This is a genomic window from Microbacterium sp. NC79 (assembly GCF_019061125.1).
Classification (GTDB): Bacteria; Actinomycetota; Actinomycetes; order Actinomycetales; family Microbacteriaceae; genus Microbacterium.
In genome coordinates this window covers 1,953,847-1,972,530 of record NZ_JAHQYI010000001.1, presented here as the reverse complement: position 1 = coordinate 1,972,530, position 18,684 = coordinate 1,953,847, and the positions used below count along the sequence as shown (strand labels likewise).

The window sequence follows — 18,684 nt, the reverse complement described above, 5'->3', positions numbered from 1 at the left end:
CCGCAAACAGGTTCCGCTAGTCTTCCAGCGCTCCTAGCCAAGCGGCCGCCATCGTGGCGTGTGCCGACTCCGGGTCTGACGGATGGAACATGCCAGCAAGCACATCACGGTAAAGACGCTGCAGCTCGCTGCGGGCAAAGTAGCTTGACCCGCCGCCGGTCAGCATCGCTTCGTCGACAACCTGCTTGGCCATCACAACCGCACGGTGCTTCACGCCAGACAGCTTCGCGAACCACAGGCTGCCGTGGTCGACCCGGTCGTCAACGTCGCGGGCGATCATCGCGATTTGGGGGAGGAGCGCGTCGTACGCGAGCCCCATGTCGGCGATACGCCAGCGAATGTCAGCGTCGTGTGCGTACGTTTTGCCGGTCTTTTTTGAACGGCGCTTGCCAACAGTCTCGACGGCGACGTCGATCGCGCGCCGAGCGATGCCGGTGTACACCGACGCCAGCAGAATCTCGAACGCCGCAAAGATGCCAAACATGATCGGGTCGGGCTCGCCGAGCGGAACCACGCGCGCGACGTGTGCGGGGGAGGCTACCGCGCCGTGGAGTTCTGTCGTGCGGCTCTGGGTTCCGCGCATGCCCATCGTGTCCCAGTCATCGCGCGTGACGACCGCGTCGGTGCGATCTATGAACGCGTAGACCAGGCGGGGGTTGTCCGGATCGGTGCTGTCGAGGCCGTGCAGGCCGAGCTGTGTCCACACCGGGGCGAGGGATGTGAAGATCTTGGTTCCGGTGAAGGCGTAACCGCCATCAGCCGTCGGGGTGGCGACGGTGTCAGAACCGCCGAGCACGAGGTCATTGCCCGCTTCGGAAATGCCGAAGGCGAACACCTCACCGCGTGCGGCACCCTCCTGTACAAACGCGAGCTCATCGAAGCCGCGATCGCGCATAATCTTCGCGACCCCTGTCCACACCAGGTGCATATTGATCGCGAGCGCCGTTGCCGGCGCGGCCGTCGCGAGGCGCTGTTGCAGCACCGCGGCCTGCTCCAGCGTGAGCCCGGCACCGCCCCGATCGGTAGGAACCAGAATCTTCAGGTACCCGGCTGCCGCCAGCTCCGCGAGATCTTCGTCGGGGAAGCGGTTCTCCGCGTCAATGCGGGGTGCGCGCTCACGAATACGAGCGATCAGATCGTCGGGGAGGAAAGCTTCGGCATCGAACGTCATACTGACATTCTCTCCCGACCGCGGGCTGGTGGCATCGCGATCACGAGAGCGCCGCGCGCACGTGCTCGATGTATTCGGTCGGCTTATCGCGATGCGGCGAGTGTCCAGCACCTGCGACGACCGACATCGAGAAGGTCGGGTTGGTGAGCACTTCAGCCGCCAGGTCGCCGGTAAAGATGGAGTACACCTTCGGGTCGGCGCCAATGACGTGCGTCGGCGTCGTTATGCGCGCGGCTTCGGCCCGCACATCCCATGTCGTCTCGTTCTGATCCAGTGTCTGCTCGATTGCCCAGTGGCTCGACTGTGCAACCGAAAGCGCCTTCAGTTCGTGGTCTTGCGGATGCCAATGCGGGTGCTGATCCCATGACGCCTCGACGGAACCATCAACAAAAGAGCGCTGTTGGCTCGCGCGAATCAGGCGATGATCGCGACCGGCGAGGTGAATAGCAGGATCGACAAGAATGAGGCGCTTGGTCCATGTCGCGTCGGCTGCCGCCGCCCAGGTCGCCGCCGCGCCACCGAGCGAATGCGCCACCACGACATCCCACGGCCGATCACCATTGCGCGTGTATTGCAGATCGGTGCCGTACGCAGCGATGGTGTAGTCGAGCGCGCGCGGTGCGATGCCATGCCCGCGCAAGTCGACGGCATCTGCGCGCCAACCCGCATCGCCGAGCGTGGTTCCCGTGCGCCACATCAGTGCGCCGTTTGACCCGAGCCCATGCACGAGCAGCGCGCGCAGCGGCGCGGTCGGAGAACCCCAGGATGTGAACGGCAGAATCACGGGAGACGTCATGCCCACAGCCTACTTTTTCGACGCGCCATGTGGTTCCACAACCGCGCGGCGGCGAGTTATGCGATCGTGCTGATCGGCGCGGTGTCGGGAAGCGGTGATGCGTCACGGAAACGCAGGTCGGGGAATCCACGCACTGCAAGGATCGCGATGACGAGGCCGACGCACGCGAATCCGGCTGCGGCGATATAGGCGCCTGCCGGGCCGATGCCGTCAATCAGGAAGCCAGCAACCGCGGAGCCGGCGGCGGCGCCGATGAGCTGACCGGTGGCAACCCAGCCGAACGCTTCGGCGGTGTCAGAGAACTTCACACTTGCCGTGGTCATCGCGAAAATGACGGTGAGCACCGGCGCGACTCCGAGGCCAGCGAGGGTGAGTGCGGCGCCGATGGCGAAGGGCTGGCCCGCCCAGTCTGGGTGGACGAAGAACGGAATGACGGCGAGACCGACGGTGACAATTAGAAGGCGCCGCGCCATGGACCACTGCGAAATTGCGAGACGCCCGGAGAAGAGGCCGCCGATGAGCGATCCAACGGAGAACACGGCGAGAACGAAGCCGGCTTCCAAACCTCCGCCGTGGCCGCCGTCTTCCGCGTGACCGAAGGTAGCCACCACGCCAGCCTCAACAGCGGCACAGGCTCCGATCAGGAGGAAGCCCATGATCGTGGCGAGCAAGACGGGAATCTTAGTCAGAACCTTGCCGAGCTTGCGGCGGCTCTGCGGAATACGCACTCGCCCGACTTCGGGGGAGTAGATAAACCAGAGCCCACCGAGCACCAGAATCGTCACGATGACCCAGAGACCAATCGTGGTCGAGATTTGCATCACGATGAAGGTGATGAGTACCGGCGCGATGATCCAGATGATTTCCTGCAGCGACGCGTCGAGCGCGAACAGCGGGTTGAGTTGTTTTGCGGTGACCATCTTGGGGTAGATAGTGCGCACCGCCGACTGAATCGGCGGGGTAGAGATGCCGGCGATGAAGCCGAGCGTGATGTACAGCGCCATGCTGACCGGAACCAGAGCAATCGCCGCGATCGCAAGCGCGCAGATGATCATGGCGGTCAGGAGCACGGGGCGCATGCCCCACTTGCCCATCCAGCGGCTGATGACGGGGCCGGAAATAGCCTGACCGATCGAGGTGACAGCCAGCACGATGCCGGCGTTTCCGTATGAGCCGGTCGCTTGCTCCACATGCATGAGAATCGCCAGCGACACCATGCCGTTGGGGAATCGTGCAATGAGTTGCGCCGCGATGATTCGCCCGACGCCAGGAGTGCTGAGTAGATCCTTGTATCCCGCTGATGCCACGAGGTACAAGAGTATCGTCTCGTTGGTGCAGTTTGGTGAATAAAAGCTGACCGCGAGGGGCATGATTCTGCTTGCGAAAAGGTGACAAATATGCTCTGCAAAAAGGAGCCGATTCGGGCCTCGTGCGACACGCCGAGCGGTGTTCTCCACAGCAATTCGGATGCCGACGGAACCAGATTCGTGCGCGCCTGTGGATGGATCGTGGTAGCGCCCGATTAAGGCGCGAGAACACGCGGCTTTTGACGTCGTAATGAGGGGCGCTAGCTGTGGATGAAACGGTGGACAGATTGTGACTAACCGGAGGAAAGCGGTGGATAACTACAAGAATGTAACTACTAGTTCTTGTGGTCGGCCCCAATGTCGGTACCTATATGTAGTATTGAGTGACCGGCGGGGGTTTGCCGGGCAATCATCATTATCCGAGGGGAAAGACGGTCAAATAATGTCGGTCACGGTCTACACCAAGCCCTCCTGCGTACAGTGCAACGCGACCTACCGCGCACTCGACGCTAAGGGCATCGAATACGAAATCCTCGACGTCTCGCAAGACGAGACGGCACTCGAGCAGGTCAAGGCACTCGGCTACATGCAGGCGCCGGTCGTCATCACCGACGAAGACCACTGGTCAGGCTTCCGTCCCGACAAGATCGACGAGCTCGCGTCGCGTCTGGCATAACCGAGGAACATCATGTCGGTTGCGGCGGTCGCGGAAGAACGTCGGCCAATGACCGACGTTCCACTCCTCGTCTACTTTTCGAGCGTTTCAGGTAACACCGCACGTTTTATTGACAAATTAGGTGCACGTGCACAGCGCATTCCGTTGTATCGCACTGATGAGCCATTGATTGTCAATGAACCGTACGTGCTTGTCACTCCCACCTACGGTGGGGGAGACGGGCACGGAGCGGTCCCCAAGCAAGTCATTCGGTTTCTCAATGACGAGCACAACCGAAGTCTTATTCGCGGCGTCATCGCCGCCGGAAACTCAAACTTCGGCGAAGCATATTGCCTCGCCGGAGACATCATCAGCCGCAAGTGCCACGTGCCGCACTTGTATCGAGTAGAGGTATTTGGCACGAGCGAAGATGTCGATCGCGTGAGCGACGGATTGGAACGATGGTGGAAGCTGCAGTGAAGGATGACAAGACCTTCAAGAACAACCCTGCCTTTGATGGCATGGACTATCACTCGCTGAACGCGATGCTGAACCTCTACGATGCTGACGGCAACATTCAGTTTGACGCTGACCGCCGCGCAGCTCGTGAGTTCTTCCTCCAGCATGTCAACCAGAACACGGTGTTCTTCCACTCCCTGCAGGAGCGCCTGGACTACCTGGTGGAGAAGGAATACTACGAACCCGAGGTCATCAACAATTACCCGATCGAGTTCATTCAGTCGCTGAACGACCGCGCGTACGATGCGAAGTTCCGCTTCGAAACCTTCCTCGGCGCGTTTAAGTACTACACGAGCTACACGCTGAAGACGTTCGACGGCAAGCGCTACCTCGAGCGCTTCGAAGACCGCGTCGTGATGACCGCTCTCGCGCTGGCTGACGGTGACCAGAAGGTTGCCGAGCAGATCGTTGATGAGATCACGTCTGGCCGCTTCCAGCCGGCAACACCGACCTTCCTGAACGCAGGTAAGGCACAGCGCGGTGAGCTCGTCAGCTGCTTCCTGCTTCGCATTGAAGACAACATGGAGTCGATTGCCCGCGGCATCAACTCGGCACTGCAGCTCTCCAAGCGTGGCGGCGGCGTGGCTCTGCTCCTCTCGAACATCCGTGAGTCTGGCGCACCGATCAAGCAGATCGAGAACCAGTCCTCGGGCATCATCCCCGTGATGAAGCTACTGGAAGACTCTTTCAGCTACGCGAACCAGCTCGGTGCACGTCAGGGTGCGGGCGCGGTGTACCTCAACGCGCACCACCCCGACATCATGAAGTTCCTTGACACCAAGCGTGAAAACGCTGACGAGAAGATTCGCATCAAGACCCTCTCGCTCGGTGTTGTGGTTCCGGACATCACGTTCGAACTCGCCAAGAAGGGTGAGGCCATGTATTTGTTCTCGCCTTACGACGTCGAGAAGGTCTACGGCGTGCCGTTCGGCGACATTTCGGTGACCGAGAAGTACCACGAGATGGTCGATGACTCGCGCATCAAGAAGACGAAGATCGACGCGCGTGAGTTCTTCCAGACGCTTGCCGAGATTCAGTTTGAGTCGGGCTACCCGTACATCATGTTTGAAGACACGGTAAACGCGGCGAACCCGATCAAGGGTCGCATCAACATGTCGAACCTCTGCTCGGAGATTTTGCAGGTCAACACGCCGACGACGTACAACGCTGACCTGTCGTACGACGTCATCGGTAAAGACATTTCGTGCAACCTCGGCTCCATGAACATTGCGCTGTCGATGGATGGCGGCGACCTCGCCGGAACCGTCGACACCGCGATTCGTGCGCTGACTGCCGTCTCGAACCAGAGCCACATCGAGTCGGTGCGCTCCATCGAAGATGGCAACGACCGTTCGCACGCTATCGGCCTCGGCCAGATGAACCTGCACGGCTTCCTTGCTCGTGAGCACGTCTACTACGGCTCGGAAGAGTCGATCGACTTCACCAACGTGTACTTCGCAACCGTGCTGTTCCACGCTTTGACGTCGTCGAACAAGCTCGCGATCGAGCGTGGCGAAACCTTCGATGGTTTCGCTGACTCGAAGTACGCGTCTGGTGAGTTCTTCGACAAGTACCTGGAGAACGACTTCCTGCCAGTGACCGAGAAGGCGAAGGAACTGTTCGCTGGTCACACCCTGCCGACCCGCGAAGACTGGGCAGCACTCAAGGCATCGGTGCAAGAGCACGGTATCTACAACCAGAACCTGCAGGCGGTTCCGCCGACCGGCTCGATCTCGTACATCAACAATTCGACGTCATCGATCCACCCGATCGCGTCGAAGATTGAGATCCGCAAGGAAGGCAAGATCGGCCGCGTCTACTACCCGGCGCCGTTCATGACGAACGAGAACCTGGAGTACTACCAGGACGCGTACGAGGTTGGCTACGAGAAGGTCATCGACGTTTACGCGGCTGCCACGCAGCACGTTGACCAGGGTCTGTCGCTGACGCTGTTCTTCAAGGACACCGCAACGACGCGCGACATCAACCGTGCGCAGATCTACGCATGGCGCAAGGGCATCAAGACGATCTACTACATCCGCCTCCGCCAGATGGCGCTGGAAGGAACCGAGATCGAAGGTTGCGTCAGCTGCATGCTGTAACGCTTACCTGACAGCGGGGGTGCACCATCACGGTGCGCCCCCGCTGTCGTTTGCGTGGAACGACGGATCGCACTTATCGGCTGATGGCGTGGGGAACGACGGCGTGGATCAGCATCGCCCTGGTTGGCCGACTGTCGATGAGTGCCAGCGGCAAACCGGTTACCCTCATCGAACCAGAGTGGGCCCATGAACCCCGCCGGGTAACGCTCACGTTCCAGCGATCGAAATGACCCTCCGTTCGCTCACCGGGTGGATCGTTGCTACTGTGCTCGCCGGCGGCCTCACCATTGTCGCGATTCTCATCGCGACCGGAGAATCAATTATTCTGGCCAGCCCGCGATTCATGCTGATCTTCCTCGGGGTGTTCTTCGGCATCCCGGCCTACCTCGTGCTCATGGCCGTGTTGCGGCGGAGGCAGACTGACTACGTGGTCGTGTTTAGTCAGGATCGGGTCAATGTGTCGTGGGGTGGCCAATCCCGGTCGTTCAGATTTGCCGATATCAACGAACTAACGTGGGGCGGTCGCGGCGAATACTCGCGCCTCAAAGTAAAGACCGTATCCGGCGAACGATTCGAGATTGTGGCGGGCCTCGCGAAGGTTCCGAAAGGCGTTGCAGCGGTCCTTCCACCGCTACCGCGAGCCGTTGAGACGAGGCTCGGGCTTGCCGGGCTGCAGCCGAAATCCGGGAGCCGCTCCCGATCAGACGGTAAGCCCGCCGTTTTAGTTGCGGTCGACGCTTGCCCATGAAGCGTCAATCCACGTGAAACAGCACCAACACACCATCTAGCGCCCAGCCTCGGTGTCGGTACCAAGATGTAGTATTAATGAAGGCCTCGGGGGAGCATCTTCCTGGTCAGAAACCCTCTCATTTTCGTCGGAAGGAAGCGCGTGACTCCGGACAAGCTGAAGCTCGTGAACAAGGTTCAGGCCATCAACTGGAACCGTATTGAAGACGAAAAAGACCTCGAGGTCTGGAACCGTCTCGTCAACAACTTCTGGTTGCCAGAGAAGGTGCCGCTGTCGAACGACATTCAGTCGTGGAACACGCTGACGCCGGCAGAGCAGACGCTCACGATGCGCGTTTTCACGGGCCTGACGCTGCTCGACACCGTGCAGGGCACGGTGGGTGCTGTGTCGCTCATTCCCGACGCGATCACGCCGCACGAAGAAGCCGTCTACACGAACATCGCCTTCATGGAGTCGGTGCACGCGAAGAGCTACTCCTCGATCTTCTCGACCCTCGCGTCGACGAAGGAAATTGATGAGGCGTTCCGCTGGTCAACCGAGAACGAGAACCTGCAGCGCAAGGCGCAGATCATCGTCGACTACTACCACGGTGATGACCCGCTCAAGCGCAAGGTCGCGTCGACCCTGCTGGAATCGTTCCTGTTCTACTCGGGCTTTTACCTGCCGATGCACTGGGCGTCGCGCGCCAAGCTCACCAACACGGCCGACCTCATCCGCCTCATCATTCGCGACGAGGCCGTGCACGGATACTACATCGGTTACAAGTTCCAGAAGGGTCTCGAGAATGAGACCGAAGAGCGCAAGCAGGAGCTGAAGGACTACACTTTCAACCTTCTCTTCGAGCTGTACGAAAACGAGGTGCAGTACACGCAAGACCTGTACGACCCGGTGGGACTGACCGAAGACGTCAAGAAGTTCTTGCACTACAACGCCAACAAGGCCCTGATGAACCTGGGCTACGAGGCGATGTTCCCGTCGACCGTGACCAACGTGAACCCGGCGATCCTTTCGGCGCTGTCGCCGAACGCCGACGAGAACCACGACTTCTTCTCGGGCTCCGGCTCGTCCTACGTCATCGGTAAGGCTGTCGCCACCGAAGACGAAGACTGGGACTTCTAAGCTTCAGCAGAAATGGGGGTACGGAACCATGGTTCCGTACCCCCATTTCTGTGCCGGGACTTCATCACGCGTTCGGTATCGCCAGACGGCGGCAGCGATGACAACCACGGCAGTCGCGCCCATCAGCCAAACCGGTGGCCACGAGCTATCGGCGCGGCCGGGCTGCGGAACCACCCAGAATGGAGTCACAGCGACAACGTTGTAGGGAAGCCCGAGAACGTCGCCCAGGCCGGCCAAGAGCACGATGACGCCGTACAGGCTCCAGGCGATGGCCGTGGCCGCGCGGGGGAGAAAAGCCGCCAGAAACGCGACGACGGTGGCGATGCCGACGAAGAAGATGCCAGCGAACGCGCAGCCGATGGTCCAGGAGATGAGCGACGTGCGTTGCAGACGCAGCGGCAGTCCGACAACGGTTCGGGTGAGCGCGCTGGCAGATACCGGGCCAGGCCGCAATGCGATGATGCCTGCCCCCAAATCACGGTTGGTTTCCAACACGACGGCCACGATGAGTACCGCGAGAGCGACAACCCAGATCGCCATCCGAAGCCAGTTGCGGCGGAGCACTACGCGGGCGGCAATGCCAAGCACCGCGAACTCGTTGTTCCTCGCCGAGCCTCCGGTGGATGCAGATCCTCTCGGTAGTGCGCGAGAAAGCAGGCTTCGAGGTTTTCCGCGCCATCAATCGAGAACACATCCGTCTATTGCGTGTAATCGACAGGGGGCTGCGTGATCGGGCCTCACGCAGATTCTGCCCGTCATGTCACCGCATACCAAAAGACCACGGAAGTGCGCGGTTCTCTCGGCAGCTTGGTAAAAGGTGCCAGGAGACGCGCGACATTCCGCGGTCTTGAGGTGAAAGTGCCTGACGGCAGTAGGCTCGCTATGCGCCGTCGAACAGGCGCATGAAGTGCATCGGAACCATGCATCCGAGGGTGCACATGAGTAGTCCGCCAGCAAAGACGGCGAACTCTGCGCCGGTCACGCTGAACGAACGGCCGAGCAGGAAAATGCCGCCGATGAACAGACCGAAGGAAAGCAGGAAGGCGACAATCGTCAGGCCGTCACCGCCGACCGCGAGCTGCTCACGGGACTGACGTGGGGTTTCTGGCTTAGCCATAGCGCACTCCTCTTCCGCAATTAATTTGTGCACAGATCAATCTACCAGTTTGCCGTGTCGTCGTTGTGGAAGAGGCGGGCCGTCGCCGATACTTGCAAGAGAGTTCAACCCAACAAACGAGGTCCTTCGTGACGGATTCCCCTCCAGTCCCCAACGCCACGGCAGGTTTAACGTGGGCGTGCGTGGAAGACGGGTTTTACGTTGCGAGTAACCAGAACGGGTTCGTGGGCTACATCGACCGCTTAAACGATGATTCGTTTCAAGTGTGCACTGCGACGTCGCAACAATTGGCTTTTTTTCGCGACTTAACGTCGGCGATAAACTGCTTGGCGGCTGTTCATACTGCCACGCGCCAAGAGGGGGCGCTAAACGATGCTTGAAACTCCGCTGTATTGCCTTGTCTATTCCAGCGATGCCGTCGGCTCGGTGACCGAAGCCGGACTGCAAGCCATTCTCGAACAGGCGCGTGGCCGCAACGAGCGCCTTGGCATAACGGGCCTTCTCCTCTATCGGCAGGGCCGCTTCGTGCAATATCTGGAGGGTGCCCAGGAAGACGTGCTCGCGGTGTACGAAAATATCGCAGCAGATTCACGCCACGCGAACGTGAGGGTGCTGTTGCGAGAGCAGGTCGCGTCGCGTCGCTTCCCGTCATGGAAGATGGGCTACGAGCCCTTCCGAGAATCGTCATTCGCGGTGCCGACGGGGTTCCGTAATACCTTCGCAGAAATCGAGCGTTCCGACGACCCCGCGCGCGTTCTGCAGGCGTTGGGTGAATTAACCCTGTGGTTCCGCGTGCGCGCAGCGCGGGCCTAGGAAAGCCGAACAATGGCGAGGCGAGTTCATCGCTCACCGCACTCCGTCGTGACACTCACCGGAATGGCCGAAAGCCAAGCGCTGCTAAGGGCCAAACTTGCGACGACCCAAGCGGGCTTCACCGCGGAACGGATTCCCGCCCGGCTATTCGCGCGACGACCGATCCTGATGGATGACGGGGCCGACCACCAAGAGCATCGCCGCCAACTCGTTCGATTCTTTAGCCCCCGCGCGCTCGAAGCACATCGCGTCTTCATGGAACGTGCGGCGGCTGACCTCATCGACCCGGCACGCCACGCCGGCACGGCGCAGCTGGACGACTTGGCGCTGCTCTTTTCTGTGCGGGTAGCCGCCGAGATTGTGGGGTTGGGTGGCACCGACACTGCGGCGCTCGCACGCCGACTCGAAGCGTTTTTCCAGCAACCTCCCGTAGACCACACCCGCGATGACTACGGTCGCACGAACAAAGACTGGGCGCGTGCAGCACGCGACGCACTGGTTCCGCTCGCCGAGTTTTACTGGAACGACGTGCGACCTGCCATCCGCGCTCGTCGTTCCCGGCCAGCAGATGACATTATCTCCTTCTTGCTGGAGAGGGGATACCGCCCGCGAGAAATTTTGATGGAGTGTCTCACCTATGGCACCGCGGGCATGGTCACCACCCGTGAGTTCATCAGCATGGTGATGCTTCGGTTGCACGAAACACCGGAGATTCTTGCTCGCTACCGCACCGCCCCGGTCGCCGAGCGCACGGCTATTCTCAGTGAGATCATCCGGCTCGAGCCGCCCGTTGCGCACCTTTACCGTCGTGCTCAAACCGAAGCGCCCGGCTGTCCTTACCCGCCGGGCACCTTGATCGACATTGACGTGCGAGCCAGCAATCAAGACCCTCGGGTCTTTACACCTAGCCCAAGCAAAATGTGCCCTGAGCGTGACCTGAAGGCAGCAGAGCGCACCGGCTTAAGTTTTGGAGATGGTGCACACCGTTGCCCCGGATCCTCCCTCGCGCTGATGGAAACTGACGTGCTTATCACCGCGCTCCTTCGGGCTGGCGCAACAATCACCGTACGCCCCCGCCGCGATTTCGACACGCTTGTGCAGGGATATCAGCTGCGCGACTTCACGCTCTCCTTCGCCCCGGCAGACGCTCCATAAGCGCACGGGAGATGCCGGGCCATCGCTGACGACTCGATATGGGCACGCTCCACAGGGTATGACCGGCGACACCCCAGTCGCGTAGCAGTTCATTTGCGGCCATCCACCCCGTCGTGGCGGCACGTTCCATGAGGGCAATGGGTAAATCGGTGCGCACCCAGTCGCCAGCGAGGACGATCCCCGATGCGGGTGTACGCACCTCGGGACGTTCTTCCCACCGACCTGTGCCAAGGAGTGCGCAGTCTTGCTCGATGAGAAACTCCTGCGCGATGATGCTGAGCGATGCCGTCTCGGGATACACCCGAGCGAGCTCCGCGCGGAGTCTGTCGCCCAGTTGCTTCCGGCGAACCGGATCAGCGGCATCATCATCGTGTATGGCGTATGCGTGGAGCTCAACGACGCTTCCATTATTCGCTGCTGACCACTCTGCGGCGCCGCGTTCAAACCGCTCCATGACGCTGATGTTGTCGAGCGGACCGTAGGCGGCTGTGCCAAGAAAAGCCGGACGATCATCGCTGACCTTTCCGTCCAGCCACAGTCGGAGCACGGCGAAGGCTGGAGCGAGGCGGACGTCGGCGACGCGCTTGCGCCACTGCGCCGTGCCGACCGTCGATGATGCCGCGACGATGTCTCGCGTCGCGCCGGGACCAGCGGCAAGAACCACACCGTCGACCGTGGAGCGCTCGCCATCCTCACGAATGACCTGCCAGCGAGCGCCGTCACTGCTGCGCCTGACTTCGCTGACCCGTGCAACACTGCGACGCACCCCAGCGCGCTCCAATGCCGAGCCGAGCGGTTGCCATAACGCCGTATCAAAATCATCCCGCGCGACATCGAATAACAGGCCCTCGGCCGAGCCGAGAAAGTACGAGTGAAACATCGCGACTAATTCGCCAGCCGAAAAGTCCTCCGGGTCGGCGAAGAAGCTTCGTGCAAACACCTCAAGCGCGAGGTGACGTGCACGCTCCGGAAACCGCAACTTATCTAGGAACTGAGCTGCGCTGAGGCCTTGCAGATCGCGGTAGGACTCTGGGAATGAGACGTCGAGGAGCGCCAGGGCGGTATCCAGATCGACGCGTGTCAAGTCCCGCAGGGAAAAGGTTGGACTCTGAGCAACGAACGTCATGAAGTTCCACGGCGGCGTCCGTGGAATCTTGGTGAAGGAATCACGGTCGCCGTGAGCGCTCACAACGGGGTAGTCAGCGACAGGTTGCAGCATTTCACTGAGATCACCTGCCCGCGAGAGTAGCGCGCGCAGGTTGTAGTACTGCCGAAAAAATGCATGGAAGCCGCGGCTCATCGTCACCGCGCCGGCAGGCGAATTTGTCTGCCAGGCTCGCACCCGACCCCCCAGCTCGGCGTGTGGTTCTATCAATTCGACATCGACACCCCGTTCAGCGAGTCCGCACGCGGCCGCCATCCCGGCAATTCCTCCGCCGACAACGGCCACGGTGCGCGGCTGTTTTACCCGTTCCACGCCGGGAGGGCCCGGAAAGGCCACTGCGCGGCGATCGCGTCCCCCAAATGGCGCCCTAGTCATCGTTCGCCTCTTGTGGTTCCGCTCGGCGTCCCAGGGCCTTCCACACGACGATCGTGATAGTTAGCATTGCAAACCCAAACCCGAAGTCTTCAACCGGAATATCCCACGGAAAGCGCAGCCCCAACGATGTATTCGGGTTATAGATCACGATGGGGTCGGAGAGCTTCGTAAGCCAGCCGTCAACCGCCACCTGGAATGACAGCATGATCGTCATCGCCACCCAATACTGGACTGAGCGGAATACGCCGGTGCGCAGCCACAACAATTCAATCAACACCACCGCGATAATCGTGACAATGGTCGCTACCGGGTACGCCCCAAATGCGTTCATCGCGCCTCTCCCTGAGTCCGCTGATGGCGACGTGCCCACGTTCGAACCAGGTGGAATACGCGTCCGACAGCCTCGTACGTGAGGATTCCGCAGATCGGAATGACGATGAAGAAGATGATTTCCTCCAGCGGCAGGCCGAACGCGACAATGATGCCGCTCGTGAACCGCGGGCTGTAAGTCCACAATCCTGCGGCAATCGCGATGGCATCCCAAACGGAAAACACCAAAAGGGTCACAAGTACAGCCTGGGCAAGACGCAACGGTCGCCGGTACACGCGCGCGCCAAAAACAAATTCCAGGGGCAAAGTGATCAACAAACAACCGGCCATGAGCGCGATGTATTGCAGGGAGTCAGGCAGTGTCATGAAGTCGACCCTCCGTTTGAACCGCGGCGCGGGTGGGCGTTGTCGGCCCGGCAGAATTGTCATTGCGAATGCGCTTAAGCACAAGTTCAGCGCTGATCAGGCACATGGGTACCCCGACGCCGGGTGCAGTCGTGGCACCGGCGTAATACAACCCGTCGACGCGCTTCGAGGCGTTTTGAGGGCGGAACATCGCACTCTGACGCAGGATGTGTGACGGCCCCAGCATGCCTCCTCGCCATGAGTTGTAGTCGCGAGCAAAGTCTGCTGGGCCGATCGTGTGCCGCGTGACAATGCGTTCTTGTAGATCAGGGATTCCCGCCCACTGCGAGATCTGTGCGATAACGCGATCCGCTACTGCTTCGATCAGCGGATCGCCGGCACCATCGGCACCTCCTGATCCGAGGTTGACGTCGGCAGGGACCGGAATCAGAACGAAGAGATTCTCGTGTCCGCGTGGCGCGACGCCGGGGTCGGTCGCGCTCGGTTTGCACACGTAGACGGAGGCCGGATCCGGAACGCGTGGTGAAGAACCGAAGATTGCGTCGAAATTCGCGTCCCAGTCGGCGGTGAAAAGCAACGAATGGTGTTCCAGTTGCGGCAGGCTCCCCGCGACGCCGAGCATGATGAGAATGCCGCCGGGGCCGCTTTCGCGTTTCTGCCACCAGGATTCCGGGTAGCTGCGAGCATCAGACGGTAGAAGTGTGGTCTCCGTGTGGTGCAGGTCGGCGGCAGACACCACGATGTCGGCTTGCTCGGTGTGCTCGATGCTCGACGAATCGTGCCAACGCACACCCACGGCGCGGCGGCGATGACGACCGTATTGTTCGGTCATAATTTCGGTCGCCTCCGCGCCCGTGATAATCGTTACCCCGGCCTCGCGAGCCAGTGCGGCGATGGCCTGCACGACAGCGGAGAACCCGCCGATCGGGTAGTGCACGCCGTCATCCAGATCGAGCGCGCTCATGAGGTGGTAAATCGCGGGTGCACGGCGGGGATCCGTTCCCAGAAAAACCGCAGGATACCCGAGTACCTGACGCAGCGCCGGGTGCTTAAAGCGTCGCTTAACGAAGTCCTGTAGCCGCGTAAGGAGGAGCGTGGTGAGTTGGGGCAGCGCGACAAGAATATCGCGGTGCATGAGCGAACGGGCGGAGGTGAACGGGTTGTAAAGGAAGAACCGTTCCGCCAGGTCTGAAGCGCGTCGTGCAGATTTCAGATAGCGGCGAAGTCGGTGCCCACTTGACGGTTCCAAGCTTTCGAACACCTGGACAATGGCATTCGTGCCGTAAGGGATCGTGAGGTTAGTCGAAGCCTCACCCTCGAGAGGCTCAGTAATCAGGCGATAGCCCGGGTCGAGTGTGTGCAGATCGAGTTGTTCAGCCGCCGAGGTGCCCATCAACTCAAAGAAATGGTCAAATACCCGCGGCATGAGGTACCAGGACGGGCCGGTATCAAAGCAAAATCCGTCACGCTCTATTGTTCCCGAGCGACCTCCCACGCGATCGCCGCGCTCCAATACGGTGACATCGTGCCCCTCCTGCGCGAGGAGCGCTGCCGTTGCCAAACCGGCGATTCCGGCTCCGATGATAATAGTGCGAGTCATGCGACGCCTCTGGAGCTTATTGACTTCGCGATCAGCGTTAGTTTTACCGGGAGCGGAATCCGCACGCGCTGGCCCATAAGTTGTGAGACGGTGCGTCGGTCGATGTTATCCGTGAGTTTCGAAAATAGCCTGCGGGCGGCATCGACGGCGATGCGAGCATCACGAGGCAGGAGCGGCATTACGCGTCGGGCATCGGCGAGCTGAGAGCGTATTGTGGCAACCCACTGGGCCTTGCACTCATCGGTAATTGTGTCTTCCACGCTCAGGTAGCTGCGATCAAGTCTCTCGGTATCATCCGCCAGATCGCGCAGAAAGTTGACATTTTGGAAGGCAGCGCCGAGGCTCCGCGCGCCCTGTTCGAGTTGCGCACGCTGTTGCTCGGTCACCTGCTCCGCACGCAGAAAAACCCGTAGGCACATGAGCCCGACCACCTCAGCAGAGCCATATACGTAGCTCGCATGCGCCTCGTCGTCGAAACGATGGCCGGCGGCGACGGCGACACCGGCACGGCGGCTCACCGGGGCCACGCCTGCTGATGTGAGTGCTGGTTCCGGCCCATTTCCCGTGATCGAGAACGGCTCGAGGTCGGTGCGCATGGAGGCGAAGAATGGAGCGGTAAGTGTCGAGTCGATCCCCGACGCCCGAGCCGTGCACGCAAACGCGTGCACGATGGGGTTGCTGCTGTACCCAGTGTGCATCGCGCTATTGGTTTCGGCTTCGAACGCATTCAAACGGGCCAACTGCTCGATGGGTGCCAAGTGGGCTTCAGCGGCGACACCATCGACGAGTTCGTCGGCGACGCGCACGAGAGCGTAAATATTGCGCACATGCCGCCGATGCCGCCGGCCCAGCAGACGGGTCGCTGCGCCAAAAGAGGTCGAGTATGCGCGGATCACTTGATCAGCAGCACGTTCTGAAGCTGCCGAATATCGTTCCAGGGGGGCCAGTCCATCGAGGTCGCGGCTCATGATTGACGCCCCACCATTCGAGCCATGAGCGCGAGCAGAAACTGGCACACCTCTGGCGCTATGACATGATCATCGCGGGTCAGGATATTTTCGGCAATTTCAATTTGATCACGCACCATCGCCTCGATGACGTCCCGAGCGCCGCACTCGTGCAGCAATTGCTGAAGCGCACGGCCGGACTCTTCCGAGAAGTTGGTTGGGCCCATGAGCCGTTCGATGAGAGGCCACTCGTTAGTGAGTCGGGCACACGCAATGAGGGCGGTTTCTTTACCTTCGCGAAAATCAGAAAATTGATCTTTGCCGTGTCTTTCGCTCTGCTCGAACGCCGAAAGAAGGTCATCCTGCAATTGAAACGCGATACCCAAATGACGGCCGACATCGCCCAGCCGCTGCTCAGCCAGCGCGCCAGCGCCTGCGACGATCGCTCCGAGTCGTAGCGGCAGTTCGAACGAGTAGGTCGCCGTCTTCATTCGTGTCATGTCGAGTACGAGGGGGAGGGTCGGCGTGATCTGGGCATCGGCAAGACTGACATCGATGTACTCACCTGCGACGGTTTCGGTGACGGTCGTGTCCAGCAGGTCGAGCATGCGCGAACGTTCTGGGTCAGCAACCCGGGCACGCGCGAATACCTGATGGGCGAGCGTCAGCATCAGGTCGCCCATCAGCAGAGCGCTACTGCGAGCCCAATGCATGCGACGGGTCTCGTCGCCGGGATCAGAGCCTTGGAGTTGCGTGGACGCAACGCTTGTGACGAGTGAACCGGCGAGGTTAGGCACGCCGCGGCGCGTCAGATCCTCATCGATGAGGTCGTCATGCAGGAGGAACGCGAAGTGCAGGAGCTCGACCGCGGCTGCCAGGTCGATTGCTGTTTCACGAGGGTGGGTATTGGTCGCGGCGGTGGCGCGAAATCCATCGAAAACACCGAGCACCAGCCGCGGGCGCAACAGCTTCCCGCCCTGGGCTGCCTGTGAGGTCAGTGCCCACAGCTCAGCAAAATGGGACCCGTGGGCCGCGGCCTGCGTTGATTTCGCTTGCATCAGGGCGTGCAACCGCGTCGTGATCTCCGTCTGAACCGTTTCCGGGTTTCGTAGCCGTTCACGCATTGTGGTCATCACGCACCCCCACTGTGAAAGCATGCGCGCGGAGCAGGAGAGGCAGTTGTTCTCGTAGCCAGGGGCTGAACGCAAACGGTGCGGCAGCTACGGCGTCGGCGAGCGCAGCGTGCGTCGTCCATTCCCATTCGCTGACTTCACTGTGCACGGGAGCAAGCGGGCTCGATAACTCGGCCGTAAAGACCGGGCAGATTTCGTTCTCCACGATGCCCGAAGCATCGAGAGCTCGGTAACGAAAGTCTGGCAAGTGCAACGTCACGTTTGTGATCGACGCCCCGAGCTCCTGCTGTGCTCGCCGCTTGACGGCATCGGTCATCGCTTCGCCGGGAGCGGGGTGCCCACAGAAGCTGTTTGTCCACACGCCGGGCCAGGTTTGTTTACCTAGCGCTCGCCGGGTCACGAGCACTCGGCCCTGAGGATCGGAGATATAGCACGAGAACGCCAAGTGAAGGGGAGTGTTGGCTCCGTGAACGTCACGTTTTGGCATTGCACCGCGGGGGATGCCGTCGTCGTCCACCAAGACGACCATTTCTGGCGATTCTGCCATTGTCGCCTCCGGCAACATGAGTCAAGTGATTTATTAGCTTTAGCGATATAGTAAACCATAGGAAAGTAATTGGGCTTGGTTTCTCCAACGCACAAGGAAGATGAATGAACCCACGGCAGCGAGCAACAAAAGCGGTAGACGTCGTTCACGACGCGGACCTTCTTGTGCATGCCTCGACCGAAGGGGCGGTCGTGGAAGCCCCCGATGTGGCCGCTGTTGACCGCGACGGCATCACCGCTGTCATGAATGCATTGGCGCGTCTGCGTGATGCCGAGCGAGAGCTCGCGGAGGCATCGCGAGAATCGATGGCGCTCAGCGTTCAGGATATGAGGGCGCTGCGCTACCTGGTGACGGTGATCCGCGAGGGGGAGCTGGTGACGCCGACGATGCTGGGGCAACACATGCAGACGTCGCCCGCATCCACGACAAAACTTCTTAATCGATTGGAACGCGCCGGGCACATCACGCGGGCATTGCACCCTGATGATCGGCGCGCACTGCGTATCGACGTCGCTCCGCGAACCGAGGCGCTCATCCAGCGCGTGGTTGGAAGGCAGCAAGCGCGCCGCTTTTACGCCGCTTCGCGGTTGAGCCGCGAGCACCGTGACATCGTGACGGCCTTTCTCAACGACATGACCAACGCAATCAGTGTTGATCGTTCTGAGTGGGCGGGCAGTGATTTGCCTGTGCCGCGAAAGCAGGACGAACCGGAGGGGTGA

The 18,684-nt window shown here is 60.7% G+C and carries 20 protein-coding genes; 8 read left to right on the top strand and 12 right to left on the bottom strand.

The features are described 5' to 3' along the window. Window positions 1-16: 16 nt before the first annotated feature. Genes KTJ77_RS08945 through KTJ77_RS08935 form a run of 3 tightly spaced genes read right to left on the bottom strand, consistent with a single transcriptional unit; the run spans window position 17 to window position 3,274 of the window. Window positions 17-1,171, bottom strand: a complete 1,155-nt coding sequence (locus tag KTJ77_RS08945; protein WP_217338046.1) for an acyl-CoA dehydrogenase family protein — start codon at window positions 1,169-1,171, stop codon at window positions 17-19. A 40-nt stretch (window positions 1,172-1,211) separates the two neighbouring features. After that, the gene (locus KTJ77_RS08940) at window positions 1,212-1,967 is read right to left on the bottom strand and encodes an alpha/beta fold hydrolase (protein ID WP_217338045.1); all 756 of its coding nucleotides are present in this window, start codon (window positions 1,965-1,967) and stop codon (window positions 1,212-1,214) included. 56 nt (window positions 1,968-2,023) lie between these two features. Next, a complete protein-coding gene (locus KTJ77_RS08935) occupies window positions 2,024-3,274 on the bottom strand; it encodes an MFS transporter (protein ID WP_367948876.1) in 1,251 nt (416 codons plus the stop codon). A 442-nt stretch (window positions 3,275-3,716) separates the two neighbouring features. On the opposite strand from KTJ77_RS08935, the gene nrdH reads away from it, so the two are divergent. The 5 genes from nrdH (at window position 3,717) to nrdF (ending at window position 8,417) form a co-directional block, all read left to right on the top strand. Then, on the top strand, window positions 3,717-3,950 hold the full coding sequence (gene nrdH / locus KTJ77_RS08930) for a glutaredoxin-like protein NrdH (RefSeq protein ID WP_217338043.1): 234 nt from the start codon (window positions 3,717-3,719) through the stop codon (window positions 3,948-3,950). A gap of 48 nt (window positions 3,951-3,998) precedes the next feature. Beyond that, window positions 3,999-4,409, top strand: coding sequence for a class Ib ribonucleoside-diphosphate reductase assembly flavoprotein NrdI (gene nrdI, locus KTJ77_RS08925; protein WP_217338042.1), 411 nt, complete (start codon window positions 3,999-4,001; stop codon window positions 4,407-4,409). Beyond that, window positions 4,391-6,550, top strand: coding sequence for a class 1b ribonucleoside-diphosphate reductase subunit alpha (gene nrdE / locus KTJ77_RS08920; protein WP_217338041.1), 2,160 nt, complete (start codon window positions 4,391-4,393; stop codon window positions 6,548-6,550). Before nrdI ends, nrdE begins: the two co-directional genes overlap by 19 nt. A 226-nt stretch (window positions 6,551-6,776) precedes the next feature. After that, window positions 6,777-7,298 carry a hypothetical protein gene (locus tag KTJ77_RS08915; protein ID WP_217338040.1) on the top strand — a complete coding sequence of 174 codons (522 nt, stop codon included), beginning with the start codon at window positions 6,777-6,779 and terminating at the stop codon, window positions 7,296-7,298. Window positions 7,299-7,439: 141 nt separating this feature from the next. Further along, a complete protein-coding gene (nrdF, locus tag KTJ77_RS08910) occupies window positions 7,440-8,417 on the top strand; it encodes a class 1b ribonucleoside-diphosphate reductase subunit beta (protein ID WP_217338039.1) in 978 nt (325 codons plus the stop codon). 3 nt (window positions 8,418-8,420) lie between these two features. Here nrdF and KTJ77_RS08905 read toward each other — a convergent pair whose 3' ends face one another. Both KTJ77_RS08905 and KTJ77_RS08900 read right to left on the bottom strand, forming a co-directional pair. Beyond that, on the bottom strand, window positions 8,421-9,005 hold the full coding sequence (locus tag KTJ77_RS08905) for a hypothetical protein (RefSeq protein ID WP_217338038.1): 585 nt from the start codon (window positions 9,003-9,005) through the stop codon (window positions 8,421-8,423). 292 nt (window positions 9,006-9,297) lie between these two features. Beyond that, entirely contained in the window at window positions 9,298-9,534 is a 237-nt protein-coding gene (locus KTJ77_RS08900; protein WP_217338037.1) for a hypothetical protein, read from the bottom strand. Between the two features lie 372 nt (window positions 9,535-9,906). On the opposite strand from KTJ77_RS08900, the gene KTJ77_RS08895 reads away from it, so the two are divergent. Together KTJ77_RS08895 and KTJ77_RS08890 are read left to right on the top strand one after the other, a co-directional pair. Next, window positions 9,907-10,347, top strand: a complete 441-nt coding sequence (locus KTJ77_RS08895; protein WP_217338036.1) for a BLUF domain-containing protein — start codon at window positions 9,907-9,909, stop codon at window positions 10,345-10,347. Window positions 10,348-10,410: 63 nt separating this feature from the next. Then, a complete protein-coding gene (locus KTJ77_RS08890; protein WP_217338035.1) occupies window positions 10,411-11,502 on the top strand; it encodes a cytochrome P450 in 1,092 nt (363 codons plus the stop codon). On the opposite strand, the gene KTJ77_RS08885 is transcribed toward KTJ77_RS08890, so the two are convergent. Genes KTJ77_RS08885 through idi form a run of 7 tightly spaced genes read right to left on the bottom strand, consistent with a single transcriptional unit; the run spans window position 11,468 to window position 17,965 of the window. Continuing rightward, window positions 11,468-13,042: an FAD-dependent oxidoreductase gene (locus KTJ77_RS08885; protein WP_217338034.1), complete on the bottom strand. Its 1,575-nt coding sequence runs from the start codon at window positions 13,040-13,042 to the stop codon at window positions 11,468-11,470. The genes KTJ77_RS08890 and KTJ77_RS08885 overlap by 35 nt on opposite strands. Further along, the gene (locus KTJ77_RS08880) at window positions 13,035-13,373 is read right to left on the bottom strand and encodes a lycopene cyclase domain-containing protein (protein WP_217338033.1); all 339 of its coding nucleotides are present in this window, start codon (window positions 13,371-13,373) and stop codon (window positions 13,035-13,037) included. Before KTJ77_RS08880 ends, KTJ77_RS08885 begins: the two co-directional genes overlap by 8 nt. After that, complete coding sequence (locus tag KTJ77_RS08875) at window positions 13,370-13,738, bottom strand: lycopene cyclase domain-containing protein (protein WP_217338032.1); 369 nt, start codon at window positions 13,736-13,738, stop codon at window positions 13,370-13,372. Before KTJ77_RS08875 ends, KTJ77_RS08880 begins: the two co-directional genes overlap by 4 nt. Beyond that, a complete protein-coding gene (crtI, locus tag KTJ77_RS08870; protein WP_217338031.1) occupies window positions 13,725-15,338 on the bottom strand; it encodes a phytoene desaturase family protein in 1,614 nt (537 codons plus the stop codon). Before crtI ends, KTJ77_RS08875 begins: the two co-directional genes overlap by 14 nt. After that, the gene (locus KTJ77_RS08865) at window positions 15,335-16,306 is read right to left on the bottom strand and encodes a squalene/phytoene synthase family protein (RefSeq protein WP_217338030.1); all 972 of its coding nucleotides are present in this window, start codon (window positions 16,304-16,306) and stop codon (window positions 15,335-15,337) included. The genes crtI and KTJ77_RS08865 overlap by 4 nt, the downstream gene beginning before the upstream one ends. Beyond that, window positions 16,303-17,418, bottom strand: coding sequence for a polyprenyl synthetase family protein (locus KTJ77_RS08860; protein WP_217338029.1), 1,116 nt, complete (start codon window positions 17,416-17,418; stop codon window positions 16,303-16,305). Before KTJ77_RS08860 ends, KTJ77_RS08865 begins: the two co-directional genes overlap by 4 nt. Further along, window positions 17,402-17,965 carry an isopentenyl-diphosphate Delta-isomerase gene (idi, locus tag KTJ77_RS08855; protein ID WP_217338028.1) on the bottom strand — a complete coding sequence of 188 codons (564 nt, stop codon included), beginning with the start codon at window positions 17,963-17,965 and terminating at the stop codon, window positions 17,402-17,404. The genes KTJ77_RS08860 and idi overlap by 17 nt, the downstream gene beginning before the upstream one ends. 104 nt (window positions 17,966-18,069) lie before the next feature. Between idi and KTJ77_RS08850 the strand changes: the two genes are divergently transcribed. Further along, a complete protein-coding gene (locus tag KTJ77_RS08850) occupies window positions 18,070-18,684 on the top strand; it encodes a MarR family winged helix-turn-helix transcriptional regulator (RefSeq protein WP_217338027.1) in 615 nt (204 codons plus the stop codon).

Excerpts from the sequence above, each read along its gene's own strand:
- nrdH (WP_217338043.1), top strand. The coding sequence starts at position 3,717 with ATGTCGGTCACGGTCTACACCAAGCCCTCCTGCGTACAGTGCAACGCG.
- KTJ77_RS08895 (WP_217338036.1), top strand. The coding sequence starts at position 9,907 with ATGCTTGAAACTCCGCTGTATTGCCTTGTCTATTCCAGCGATGCCGTC.
- KTJ77_RS08865 (WP_217338030.1), bottom strand. The coding sequence starts at position 16,306 with ATGAGCCGCGACCTCGATGGACTGGCCCCCCTGGAACGATATTCGGCA.
- KTJ77_RS08940 (WP_217338045.1), bottom strand. The coding sequence starts at position 1,967 with ATGACGTCTCCCGTGATTCTGCCGTTCACATCCTGGGGTTCTCCGACC.
- KTJ77_RS08890 (WP_217338035.1), top strand. The coding sequence starts at position 10,411 with ATGGCCGAAAGCCAAGCGCTGCTAAGGGCCAAACTTGCGACGACCCAA.
- KTJ77_RS08880 (WP_217338033.1), bottom strand. The coding sequence starts at position 13,373 with ATGAACGCATTTGGGGCGTACCCGGTAGCGACCATTGTCACGATTATC.
- KTJ77_RS08875 (WP_217338032.1), bottom strand. The coding sequence starts at position 13,738 with ATGACACTGCCTGACTCCCTGCAATACATCGCGCTCATGGCCGGTTGT.
- nrdE (WP_217338041.1), top strand. The coding sequence starts at position 4,391 with ATGGTGGAAGCTGCAGTGAAGGATGACAAGACCTTCAAGAACAACCCT.
- crtI (WP_217338031.1), bottom strand. The coding sequence starts at position 15,338 with ATGACTCGCACTATTATCATCGGAGCCGGAATCGCCGGTTTGGCAACG.
- KTJ77_RS08915 (WP_217338040.1), top strand. The coding sequence starts at position 6,777 with ATGACCCTCCGTTCGCTCACCGGGTGGATCGTTGCTACTGTGCTCGCC.
- idi (WP_217338028.1), bottom strand. The coding sequence starts at position 17,965 with ATGGCAGAATCGCCAGAAATGGTCGTCTTGGTGGACGACGACGGCATC.
- nrdI (WP_217338042.1), top strand. The coding sequence starts at position 3,999 with ATGACCGACGTTCCACTCCTCGTCTACTTTTCGAGCGTTTCAGGTAAC.
- KTJ77_RS08900 (WP_217338037.1), bottom strand. The coding sequence starts at position 9,534 with ATGGCTAAGCCAGAAACCCCACGTCAGTCCCGTGAGCAGCTCGCGGTC.
- KTJ77_RS08885 (WP_217338034.1), bottom strand. The coding sequence starts at position 13,042 with ATGACTAGGGCGCCATTTGGGGGACGCGATCGCCGCGCAGTGGCCTTT.
- KTJ77_RS08945 (WP_217338046.1), bottom strand. The coding sequence starts at position 1,171 with ATGACGTTCGATGCCGAAGCTTTCCTCCCCGACGATCTGATCGCTCGT.
- KTJ77_RS08850 (WP_217338027.1), top strand. The coding sequence starts at position 18,070 with ATGAACCCACGGCAGCGAGCAACAAAAGCGGTAGACGTCGTTCACGAC.
- KTJ77_RS08860 (WP_217338029.1), bottom strand. The coding sequence starts at position 17,418 with ATGACCACAATGCGTGAACGGCTACGAAACCCGGAAACGGTTCAGACG.